Source organism: Exiguobacterium artemiae, from assembly GCF_033342815.1.
Lineage (GTDB): Bacteria > Bacillota > Bacilli > Exiguobacteriales > Exiguobacteriaceae > Exiguobacterium_A > Exiguobacterium_A artemiae_A.
Genome location: NZ_JAWPEN010000004.1, coordinates 182,428 through 194,418 on the forward strand (window position 1 = coordinate 182,428; position 11,991 = coordinate 194,418).

Below are 11,991 nucleotides of genomic sequence, written 5' to 3' on the forward strand. Positions count from 1 at the left end.
TCCTTACCCCTCTTTTCCGATAGCTTGATCGACCGTCGTCCATTTCCCGTTGTGTTTGACGAACCAGGCCGGCTTAAACAAGGCATAACGACTCGTTTCAATTTCGTATGTCATCTCATACCCCATCCGGATGCCGGAAATCTCATCCAACAGATCAGCGGATTCAAGCTGTTTTTTTATCTGATCGATCGACGGCAAGGTTGTTTCCCGAAGCAACAACTTCCGATCCGCCCGAATCATGCTGCGGCTGAGCGAACGGATTTGATTTTCTTCGAACGTGACTTTGATGGTCGCGAGATCGAAGTCCGGTTGTTCGAGCAACGGTCCTGTTTCACCGAAGATCGGATACCGGTTCAAATACAAGCGGAACGTCGCCGCCTGTTCTTCATCCGTTTTCGACATCTGATCAAAGTAATACCGGAAGCCGCTGCGTTGCGTTACAGGATCGAGCCATCCGCCATGGATGTTGATATAACTCACGATAGTACTGTAATCGATGGACGAGGTCTGGGTGTTCGGCGACAACGTATTGAAACGGAACGCATTGTAATCCCGGTCATAGGTCGAGACACTGACACCGTCCGTCAGAACGTCGAGATCATCCCGGCTTTTGATTTGCTGCACGTTCGAGTTTTCCGTAAAGAACGCACTCTCGATCCGGCTCAGCGGTTTCGGATCCTGTGCGATGTCATCGTAGACGAAGACTTCTTCCAGTTTTGTTGCACCGCTCGGGACATACGTATAGTCACCGCCCTTGAGCTCGACTTTCGTCATCGGTTTTTTCTTGTCATAGGCGAATAACCGTTTTAAGACCGTTTCATCGCCGATTAACTTAAAGTCTTTAAATCGTCCGGTCGTCGACTCCAGCCGAAGGATCGGTCCTTCATAATCGAGCAGATAAAGCCGTTTGATTGGTTCAGACATCGCAATTTGTTTTTCCCCGAGTAATTCCTCGAGCATCTTCGAACTGATCGGCGTCGGGAAAATCATCTCGACACTCCGTTTACTGACCGGAATGTTGGATGCCTTATCGGTCAAAACAAGAACACCGACATCAAACGAGGCGCCGATCCGGTTTAGAATCGTCCGACCGATGATCTGGGTCTGATAGGCACTTTCACCGTTCGAGTAGACGACAAGTTCCGGATTAATCAGCTGATTTCCTTCAACCGTCTTCGAGGCATCGATTTCATTAAACGACACCTGCTCCTGCTCAATCGACTCACTGCTCGGATGATACGTCCATAACATCGCCGTCTGGACAATCGAAGCGCTGACCAGAAGAATCAACGCGATGGATTTCAGTCGCTGTTTCGTCATCCGATGTCCACCTCTTCGATCACCTCATACGGAAGCGTAAAGTAAATCGTCGTGCCGCGTCCCCACTCGCTTTCTGCCCAAATGTCACCGCCATGCGCCGAAACGACATCTTTGGCAATCGAGAGACCGAGTCCGGTTCCGCCAATCTTCCGGGCCCGTGCTTTATCAACCCGATAGAAACGTTCAAAGATTTTCTGTAAGTTCGCTTTTGGAATCCCGACACCTTCGTCTTTGATGCTGATGACGATTCGTTTTGCCCGTAACATCGTCCGGACGGTAATCGTACCGCCTTCCGGTGAATACTTGATGGCATTCGTCAGGATATTGTCCGCGACCTGGATCAACTTATCCTGGTCCCCGCGGATGTAGACTTTCCGCTTCATGATCTTGCGCCGGAACCGAATCCGTTCCGGTTTTGTCATATCGTGACGGTCTAGGATATCGTTTAAGAATTGAATGTAATCAAAACGGACTTTGTTCATCTTGTATTCCTTGCTGTCCATTTTCGACAGTTGCAACAGATCGGTGACGAGGCGGATCATCCGCTCCGTTTCGTTTTGTGTCGTTTCAAGGAAACGAGGTGCCAGTTCTTCATCCTGGTATGCGCCTTCCGCCAGGGCTTCCAGATAACTCCGCATCGTCGTCAGCGGTGTCCGGAGTTCGTGGCTGACGTTCGCGACGAATTCGCGTCGGTCCTGCTCGACCTGTTCCTGCTCCGTGACGTCATGCAGGACGATGATCATCCCGGTAATCGGACCACTGTGCTTTTTGACCGGCGAGAAGAAGGCCCGGACAAGGAACAGTTCATCCTCACTGCTGAAATCGAGCAGACGGGGCGGCATCGTTCCGTCTTCCGGAATCATGAAGTCGTCTCCAAGTGCGAGGAGATCCTTTAAGTTCGTCCCGACAATACCGGATTCATCGACACCGACGATATCCTTCGCTTGATCGTTCATCAGGATAACCCGTAATGTCCGGTCTGTCGCAATCACGCCATCCGTCATATTTTCGAGGACGCTCGTCAATTTCCGCCTCTCGGCTTCAGTCGTCGCGTTCGCTTCGAGCAATTCATCCGTCAGTTCGTTGAAGGAACGCGCCAACTGACCGATTTCATCGTCGGAATACACTTTAACCTTCCGCGAGAAGTTCCCGCGCCGCATCTCGATCGCTTGACGCCGCATGTCCGAAATCGGACGGGTGATTGTCCGCGATAACAGGACACCGAGAATCGAGGTGATGACAAGTGCAATCACTGTCCCCGTTGCCAAGATCCGTGTGACTTGTTGCATTTGAGAATAGATCGACTCCATCGACGCCCGGACATAAATCATGCCGGTCGTCGCCCCGGTCCGCTCGGAGGTGACAGGGACGGCAAAGATACGGATCTTGTCTTCCGTCGTCGGATCAAGGACGGTATCGACACGAGATGAACTCGTGGCTTGTGCTTTTTTAATCAGTGAATTCGTTGCCCGTTGTCCGACTGCTGACTGATTGTCTTCGTCGGATGTCGCTTGAATGATCGAATCCTGATCAATGATTTGTACTTCGAGAATGTCGTTTCTTGACGTCGAGCCACTACTAAACTCAGACAGCAGCTGTCCAAGAGATTCAGACAACTGCCGTTTGGAGGCCTCATCATCGCCTGTCTTATCGAATTCCTTCCCGACATTGTACGCGACAAGTCCGGCCCGGTCTTCAACAGATTTTGAGAAGTTCGTAATGTACTGTTTTTCAAGAGAACGAACGAAGTAAACCCCAATGACTTGCATCGCGACTAAAATCAACAACGCATAAATGACGACAAGCTTCCACTGGATCGATTTAAAGAAGTTCGTTCCTTTTAACATCGTTATTCATTCTCCCCGTCTTGGAGATAGTAGCCGACACCGCGGCGGGTCATGATATAGATTGGTGTACTCGGGTTGTCCTCGACTTTTTCACGCAGACGGCGCACTGTGACGTCGACGGTCCGTACATCACCGAAGTAGTCGTATCCCCATACTGTTTGAAGCAAGTGTTCCCGGGTCATGACTTGCCCGATATTTTTTGCCAAGTAATGTAACAGTTCAAACTCACGTTGCGTCAGCTCGATTTTTTGATCTTGTCGTGTAACGGTATGAGAATTCGTATCGATATACAGTTCTCCTACTTTGAGCGGACCCGGTCCTGCATTGGCAGGTGCCGCTTCGACGGTATTGACGTTCCGCAAATGTGCCTTCACACGTGCTAATAATTCGCGTGAGCTGAATGGCTTCGTGACGTAATCATTGGCACCAAGCTCAAGGCCGAGGACCGTATCGATTTCGGAATCCTTTGCTGTCAGCATAATGATCGGGACTTTTGAAGTTTTCCGGACTTCCCGGCAAACTTCCATGCCATCCATCAAGGGCAACATGATATCCAGCAAAATCAAATCGGGATTGAACTCTTCGACTTTCTCGAGTGCTTCCACTCCATCATTTGCTACGGCGACACTATAACCTTCTTTTTCTAATTTAAATTTTAATATATCGGCAATCGGTTGCTCGTCATCGACGACGAGGATTTTACGTTCCGTCACTGGGTGTTCCCCCTTAATAATTTCTATTCAATCTATTTTACCTGTTTTTCAGGCATATAGAAAGGTGGCGACGGAAACTCCCGACGCCACTCTGTTGACTTCATCATACGTTCACGTCATGCGTTCCACGTGAAACATTATCTTCATTATACGCCCGTTCCATCGATCTTGTGAATGATTTCGCTTAATCAGAGATGAAAAAAGCAACTCCAGATTCAAAAAATCCGGAGTTGCCGTCTTTAAAACATTAAGCTTCTTCGTATAAATCACGGAGAACGACCGTTTGTTCACGACCCGGTCCGACGGAGAACGTGACAAGCGAGATCCCTGTCAAATCTGCAATCCGTTTGACGTAGTTCTGTGCATTGATCGGCAGATCTTCAAACTTACGGATATGCGTGATGTCTTCTTTCCAACCCGGTAACTCTTCATAGACCGGGACACATGCTTCGAGATCACGGAAGCTTGCCGGATACTCATCAATCTGTTTGCCGTTGAATTCGTACGACGTACAGATTTTAAGCGTTTCGATTCCTGTCAGGACATCGATCGAGTTGAGTGAAAGATCCGTCAAACCGCTTGTACGGCGTGAGTGACGCACGACAACCGAGTCAAACCAGCCGACACGGCGCGGACGGCCTGTCGTCGTACCGTATTCACGGCCGACTTCACGAATCTGATGACCGATTTCGTCAAACAATTCTGTCGGGAAAGGACCATCACCGACACGTGACGTGTATGCTTTACACACACCGACGACGTGATCGATCCGGGCTGGACCGACGCCGACACCTGAAGCGACACCACCGGCTGATGCGTTCGATGACGTGACGAACGGGTACGTTCCGTGGTCGAGATCGAGCAGGACGCCTTGTGCGCCTTCAAAGAGGACTTTTTCCCCTTTATCGAGGCTGTCGTTGACGACGACCGATGTATCGCAGACATACTTCGCGAACTCTTGACCGTAGGCGTAGTATTCTTCGAAGATATCGTCGAACGCAATCGCTTCCGCGTCATACATCTTCGTGAACATCCGGTTTTTCTGTTCGAGGACGATTTTTAATTTTTCAGCGAATGTTTCTTTGTCGAGTAAATCAGCCATCCGGATTCCAATCCGTGCTGCTTTATCCATGTAGCACGGTCCGATTCCTTTGAGCGTCGTTCCGACTTTCGCATCGCCTTTTGCTTCTTCTTCGAGCTGATCCTGCAACTGATGGTACGGCAAGATAACATGCGCACGATTCGAAATCAGTAAGTTATCCGTTGAAACACCACGATCGTGCAGATACTTCAGTTCCTTGACGAGCGATTTCGGGTTGACGACCAGTCCGTTCCCGATGACACATTTCTTGTCTGAGTAAAAAATTCCAGATGGAATCAGGTGTAACTTATACATCTCATTATTAAATACGATTGTATGTCCGGCATTGTCTCCACCTTGATAACGAGCAACGACATCGGCTTTTTTCGAAAGAAAATCGGTAATCTTTCCTTTTCCTTCGTCGCCCCATTGTGTTCCGACTACTACTACTGATGACATATTCTCATCCACCTCCACGTACGATTCAAAACCACGACTAAGTGTAACGCGGAAAAAAAAAGAAGTCAACCAAATACCGAACAATTAAATGTTACATTTCTTTTTCGTTCGTTTAAAAGACGTTTTTAATTCATTTTTTTCCTTTCTCTTCAAGATATTCAAACATAATGATTGAAAAAACGCCTCTGTCCCGGAAGACAGAAGCGTTTTGAACCCGTTTAGGCGGGTGGGGCATACGAATTATTCGGTTCGAGGTCAACGAACTTGTTGAACTCTTTCCGGAAAGCGAGTTTGACGGTACCGGTCGGACCATTCCGCTGTTTCGCGATAATGATCTCAATCGTGTTCGCATCTTCCGTTTCTTTGTTGTAATAATCATCGCGGTATAAAAAAGCGACGATATCGGCATCCTGCTCGATTGCTCCGGATTCCCGGATATCGGACATCATCGGCCGTTTATCCTGCCGGCTCTCAACTCCCCGTGACAGCTGCGATAACGCAATGACGGGGACTTCAAGTTCACGGGCGAGCGACTTCAAGGACCGGGAAATCTCAGAGACTTCCTGTTGCCGGTTATCGCTTGAACGGCCGTTCCCTTGAATCAGCTGCAGGTAATCAATCATGATCATCCCGAGACCATGTTCCTGCTTCAAACGGCGGCATTTCGCCCGGATGTCGTTGACACGGATACCCGGTGTATCGTCGATGTAGATGCCGGCTTGTGACAGACTGCTCATCGCAAGCGATAACTTACCCCAATCCTCGTCCTCAAGCTGTCCGGTCCGGAGACGCTGGGCATCGACATTGCCTTCTGCACAGAGCATCCGCATGACGAGCTGCTCCGCACCCATCTCAAGACTGAAGATGGCGACATTCTCATCGGCACGGGTCGCGACATTTTGCGAGATGTTCAAGGCAAACGCCGTCTTCCCGACAGACGGACGGGCGGCCACGATGATTAAATCGTTGCGCTGGAATCCGGCCGTCACTTTGTCGAGATCACGGAAGCCGGTTGGAATCCCGGTCGTCTCGCCGCTCTGTTTATGCAATTTATCAATCGTCGCATAGGCGCTCGTCAGGACATCCGAAATCGGAATGAAACTGGCACTGCCTTTTCCTTGTGATACTTCGAGAATCTTCCGTTCCGCTTCATTGAGCAGGACGTCGACCTCATTTTGCCGTTCATAACCATCCGTGACGATTTCATTGGCGGTCCGGATCAATCGGCGCAAGGTCGACTTTTGATCGACGACATTGACGTAATAATTGATGTTTGCGGCAGTCGGAACCCCTTCCGCCAGTTCACCGAGGTACGGCAAACCGCCGACTTCCTCGAGGATGCCAAGCGTACTCAGTTCCGCCGTAACGGTTACGAGATCGATGGCTTCTCCGCGATCCGACAACACAAGCATCGTTTCAAAAATCCGTTGATGGGCCGCACGATAAAAATCTTGTGGCAATAATCGTTCGGACGCACTGATCAGTCGATCCGCATCGATCATGATCGCCCCAAGGACGGCTTGTTCCGCCTCAATGCTCTGGGGGGGCGTATTTTGCATTACATCACTCATCACCGGTCCCCTTTTCTACTCACGCTTCTTTAACCTGGACATTTAACGTTGCTGTGACTTCATTGTGCAGTTTCAGTGGTACTTTCGTGACGCCGAGTGTCTTGATCGGGTGCTCGAGTTCGATTTTACGTTTATCGATTTTGTACCCCATCTGTTTCAACTCATCTGCAATCTGTTTGCTTGTGACAGAACCGAAGACACGACCGCCTTCACCTGTTTTTGTTGAAACGATGATCGTTTCTTTTTCAATCTTTTCTTTTAATGCTTGCGCATCTTGTAATGCTTGTTTCGCTTCTTCTGCCGCTTTACGCTCATGTGCTTCATGCTGCTTGAGGTTTCCCGTTGTAGCCGGACGTGCCAATTTCTTTTTGAACAATACGTTGTTTGCGTATGCGTCAGCGACGTCCTTGACGTCTCCTGTTTTACCTTGGCCTTTTACATCTTGTAAGAAAATAACTTTCATTCTGTTTCCTCTCCTTTTGTCTCATCTTCTAAATAGTGGTCAATCGCTTTTCTCAATTCGGTTGCGACGGTCAGGACCGATTCGGTCATCTGTGTCGCTGCATTCGTTAAATGACCGCCGCCGCCAAGTGTCTCCATAATCAGTTGAACGTTCACTTCACCGAGTGAACGGGCACTGATCGCCGTCCTGCCGTCCTGTAATTCCGCAATGACGAACGCGGCACGGATGCCTTGGAGCGATAACAGCTGATCTGCCGTTTGGGCAATCAGGACCTGATCATGAATGACACCGGGCTCGGCCGTCGCAATCGCCATCCCGGCAGCGTAGACTTCTGTCCGCTCGAGGATATGCGACTGCTCGACGTACGTCTCGAGGTCCTGACTTAGGAACTCTTGCACGAGGACTGTATCGGCGCCCTGCGAACGTAAATACGATGCCGCATCGAACGTCCGGGAACCGGTCCGTAACGTAAAGCCTTTCGTATCGACGATGATTCCGGCAAGTAAGGCTGTCGCTTCAAGCATCGCCAGTTTCTGATTCGTCGGCTGATATTCAATCAGTTCCGTGACCAGTTCTGACGTCGATGACGCATACGGTTCGAGATACACGAGAACCGGTTCTTCAATGAAGTCTTCGCCCCGCCGGTGATGGTCGATGACGACCAGGCGTTCAAAACGCTCCAGCAATGCCGGGACGACGACGAGCGACGGTTTATGAGTGTCGACGATAATCAGAAGTGCCTGATCATCAATCAACTGATCGGCCTGGAATGCATTGATGAAACGGGTCTCGAGTTTTGGTTCCTGGCTGATTTCATTCATCATCCGCCGGATCCCTTGTCCGATATCGGCTTCCGGTAGAACGATATGAGCTTCTTTATCGTTCATCTCGGCTAATTTTAAAATTCCAATCGAGGAGCCGAGGGAATCCATATCCGGATTCCGGTGTCCCATGATAAGGACACGGCTTGATTCCTGCATTAAATCACGCAAGGAATTGGCAATGACACGGGCCCGGACACGGGTCCGTTTTTCGGTCGGATTGGTTTTTCCGCCGTAAAAACGAACTTTCCCGTCCCGCTTGATGACGACCTGATCGCCCCCGCGGCCTAAGGCCAGATCGAGACTCGATTGAGCCATCAAACCAAGTGCCGGAATCGGATCACTGCCGCATCCGATTCCGATCGAGAGCGTCAACTGGACACCGCGTTGGCTCGTTTCTTCCCGGACGGTATCGAGAATCGTAAATTTCGACCGTTCCAAAATCCGTAAGTTCTCTTCCGTCGTCACAATGAAGTAACGGTCGGAAGCAGTCCGTTTGATATACGTGCCGTGATCCGCGGCCCAGTGATTCAACAATTGGGTGACGCGGCTGTTCAATTCGCTGCGAAGCTGATCTTCAATCCCTTGTGTCATCTCGTCATAGTTATCGAGATAGATGACGCCGATCACCGTTTGATTATCGACCAGTTGCTGCTCGACCTGGGCTTCTTCTGTCATGTCGAACAAGTAGAAGGTCCGGTTTTCGCTGTTTGAAAAGACACGGTAAACCGATTCGCCGATTTCAAGTGTCGCTTGATCTTCATCGACACCGATCATTTCCACGAACAAAGGATCAAGATCCGTCAAAACGTGTCCCATGGCCAGATCTCCGAAAATTTCACGCATCGGATCATTAAACCAGGTGACACGTGCTTCTTCATCATAAAGTAAAATTCCAATCGGCATGTTCGTCAAAGCATCTTGACCGGTGTCTTCGACTTGAATCGATATACCGGCGACGTAGCTTTCCCAAGACTTCCGACCACGTCGTTCCTCCAGCAGATGAAGGACAAACAGTGCCGTCGTCAAGACGGCTCCAACCGCTGCGATGATTGGGTGATCGACGGCAATGACAAAAAGTAGAGCCACGATTAACAGATACGGAACGAAGCGAAAAAAGCGCTGTTCTCGCTCAGGTGATACTTGCTGACCTAACCCCATCGCGTCCTCCTTGTATACTAAATATACTCGTATGAAAAATTCGGTAACTTGTATATTATAACCGAAAAGGCGGACCGGTTGAAAGCGAAGCGAAAAAAAGCGCCTTTCCTTCGAAAAGGAAAAGCGCTGGACCGTAATCAGTCAGCTACGTATGGAATTAAAGCCATTTGACGTGAACGTTTGATTGCGATTGTAAGTGGACGTTGGTATTTCGCTGAAGTACCAGTCACACGACGTGGAAGAATCTTACCGCGTTCCGAAATGAAACGTTTGAGAAGTTCTACGTCTTTATAATCGATATGAGTGATGTGGTTCGACGTGAAGTAACATACTTTACGACGACGTTTTCCACCTGGACGACGTGCCATGTGATTAACCTCCTTTTTAGAGTAAATTTTTCAGTCCGACGTTTCCATTAGAATGGAAGATCGTCGTCTGAAAGATCGATCGAACTGCCGCCGCTGAACGGATCAGCGCCGAAGCCCGAATTCGATGAAGATGAAGCGGGTGCTGGCGAGGAAGAGTTGTTCTGCTGTTGCTGTGAACCCCATCCTGCAGCATTTCCGTTTCCACCTGTATTTGAATTCGAAGAGTAGCTATCACTATCGGAAGAACGGCTTGCATTGCGTGATTCAAGGAATCGAACACTATCCGCGACGACTTCTGCACGATAACGACGTTGACCATCTTTATCGTCATAGCTACTAATCTGAAGGCGACCCTCAACTCCTGCAAGGCTCCCTTTTTTCAAATACTGAGCAACGTTCTCTGCTTGCTTGCGCCATACGACGCAATCGATGAAGTCAGCTTCTCGCTTCCCATCTTGTCCTGTAAACGGACGGTCACAAGCGAGTGTGAATCGCGTTACCGCAATCCCGCTCTGCGTATAACGCATTTCAGGGTCACGAGTTAACCGACCGACTAAAACGACGCGGTTAATCATCAGAATCACTCTCCTGTTTCAGCTTATTTCTCGTCTTTTGTGATCATTAAGCGAACGATATCGTCACTGATCTTCATGAGACGGTCAAGTTCTTTAGTAGCTGCTGGTTCAGCAGTCACGTTAAGAAGAACGTAGAAACCTTCACGCATATCATTGATTTCGTAAGCAAAACGACGTTTACCCATTTCAGTTGTTTTTTCAACTGTACCACCGTTGTCAGTGAGGACTTTGTTGAAACGCTCAACTAGAGCTTTTCGTGCTTCCTCATCAACTTCCGGACGGATGATGTAAAGTACTTCGTATTTACGCATATCTGTCACCTCCTCTTGGACTGGCGGCTCGATTCATCGAGCAAGGAGCAATAATTCATTACTCACATTTGTTAATACTATCAAAGTATTTTGGTTTATGCAATAACCATTCGTTCGCTTCGCTTAAACGTTGAAGCGGAATGTGACGACATCGCCGTCTTGGAAGACATATTCTTTTCCTTCAGAACGGTAGCGCCCTTGTTCTTTAACAGTTGCCATGTTTCCGGCTGCTGCCAAATCCTCGTAAGCGACAACTTCCGCCCGGATGAATCCGCGTTCGAAGTCCGAGTGAATGACACCGGCACATTGCGGCGCTTTCATACCTTTTTTGAACGTCCAGGCACGAACTTCTTTTTCACCCGCTGTGAAGTACGTCGCAAGACCAAGCGTGTTGTATGCTGCGTGGATCAACTGATCAAGACCTGATTCTTCGATTCCGAGGTCAACGAGGAACTCTTGGCGTTCTTCCGGCTCGAGTTCAGCAATTTCTTCTTCAATCCGGGCACAGATGATGATGACTTCCGCGCCTTCTTTTGCTGCGAATTCACGAACGAGACGGACGTTTTCGTTACTGTCTGCGTCTGCGACTTCATCTTCGCCGACGTTTGCGACATAAAGCATCGGTTTCATCGTCAACAATTGGAAATGCTTGACGATTGCTGCCTGATCTTCCGTTAACTCGGCAAGACGTGCCGGCTTTTCGTCTTCCAGTAATGCCAAAACGATTTCAAGTGCTTCGAGTTCACCCGCTGCATTTTTATCGCGTGACTTGACTTGTTTTTGAACACGTTGGATTCGTTTTTCAACCAATTCGAGATCCGCAAGAATCAATTCAAGGTTGATTGTTTCGATATCATCGATTGGTGAGACTTTTCCTGAAACGTGTGTGATGTTCTCATCGATGAAACAACGGACGACCTGACAAATCGCATCCACTTCACGGATGTTGGCCAAGAATTTATTTCCGAGCCCTTCTCCTTTTGAAGCGCCTTTGACGATTCCGGCGATATCCGTGAATTCGAATGCCGTCGGGATTGTTTTCTTCGGATTGACGAGTTCCGTCAATTTACGAAGACGCGCATCCGGCACCTCGACGACACCGACGTTTGGGTCGATCGTTGCGAACGGATAGTTCGCCGCCTCGACACCTGCTTGTGTAATTGCGTTAAAAAGTGTTGATTTTCCTACGTTTGGTAAGCCAACGATTCCGGCTGTTAATCCCACTTGGAATTCCTCCTTTTCGGTATTTCCTAGGAAATCCGTGCTAGCGGCCGCAGTGGGTAGAATGATTACACCACGTC

At 49.1% G+C, this 11,991-nt stretch carries 11 protein-coding genes; all 11 read right to left on the bottom strand.

Annotated elements, in window-relative coordinates; genetic code table 11:
- Positions 1–3: 3 nt before the first annotated feature.
- Positions 4–1,320 (bottom strand): YycH family regulatory protein, encoded by a 1,317-nt coding sequence (locus R7V76_RS06435; RefSeq protein ID WP_318091666.1) that lies wholly within the window; start codon positions 1,318–1,320, stop codon positions 4–6.
- Positions 1,317–3,167: a cell wall metabolism sensor histidine kinase WalK gene (gene walK / locus R7V76_RS06440; protein ID WP_012371890.1), complete on the bottom strand. Its 1,851-nt coding sequence runs from the start codon at positions 3,165–3,167 to the stop codon at positions 1,317–1,319. Before walK ends, R7V76_RS06435 begins: the two co-directional genes overlap by 4 nt.
- A gap of 2 nt (positions 3,168–3,169) precedes the next feature.
- Positions 3,170–3,880, bottom strand: a complete 711-nt coding sequence (gene yycF / locus R7V76_RS06445; protein ID WP_012371891.1) for a response regulator YycF — start codon at positions 3,878–3,880, stop codon at positions 3,170–3,172.
- Positions 3,881–4,127: 247 nt separating this feature from the next.
- On the bottom strand, positions 4,128–5,420 hold the full coding sequence (locus R7V76_RS06450; protein WP_318091668.1) for an adenylosuccinate synthase: 1,293 nt from the start codon (positions 5,418–5,420) through the stop codon (positions 4,128–4,130).
- 218 nt (positions 5,421–5,638) lie between these two features.
- Entirely contained in the window at positions 5,639–6,991 is a 1,353-nt protein-coding gene (gene dnaB, locus R7V76_RS06455; RefSeq protein WP_012371893.1) for a replicative DNA helicase, read from the bottom strand.
- 19 nt (positions 6,992–7,010) lie between these two features.
- Positions 7,011–7,454 (bottom strand): 50S ribosomal protein L9, encoded by a 444-nt coding sequence (gene rplI, locus R7V76_RS06460; protein ID WP_012371894.1) that lies wholly within the window; start codon positions 7,452–7,454, stop codon positions 7,011–7,013.
- Positions 7,451–9,436, bottom strand: a complete 1,986-nt coding sequence (locus tag R7V76_RS06465) for a DHH family phosphoesterase (protein WP_012371895.1) — start codon at positions 9,434–9,436, stop codon at positions 7,451–7,453. The genes rplI and R7V76_RS06465 overlap by 4 nt, the downstream gene beginning before the upstream one ends.
- 137 nt (positions 9,437–9,573) lie before the next feature.
- A complete protein-coding gene (gene rpsR, locus R7V76_RS06470) occupies positions 9,574–9,804 on the bottom strand; it encodes a 30S ribosomal protein S18 (protein WP_012371896.1) in 231 nt (76 codons plus the stop codon).
- Positions 9,805–9,851: 47 nt separating this feature from the next.
- Entirely contained in the window at positions 9,852–10,379 is a 528-nt protein-coding gene (locus tag R7V76_RS06475) for a single-stranded DNA-binding protein (RefSeq protein ID WP_012371897.1), read from the bottom strand.
- Positions 10,380–10,402: 23 nt separating this feature from the next.
- Positions 10,403–10,690 (bottom strand): 30S ribosomal protein S6, encoded by a 288-nt coding sequence (gene rpsF / locus R7V76_RS06480; RefSeq protein WP_012371898.1) that lies wholly within the window; start codon positions 10,688–10,690, stop codon positions 10,403–10,405.
- A gap of 123 nt (positions 10,691–10,813) precedes the next feature.
- Positions 10,814–11,914 (bottom strand): redox-regulated ATPase YchF, encoded by a 1,101-nt coding sequence (gene ychF, locus R7V76_RS06485; protein ID WP_012371899.1) that lies wholly within the window; start codon positions 11,912–11,914, stop codon positions 10,814–10,816.
- Between the last annotated feature and the right edge of the window lie 77 nt (positions 11,915–11,991).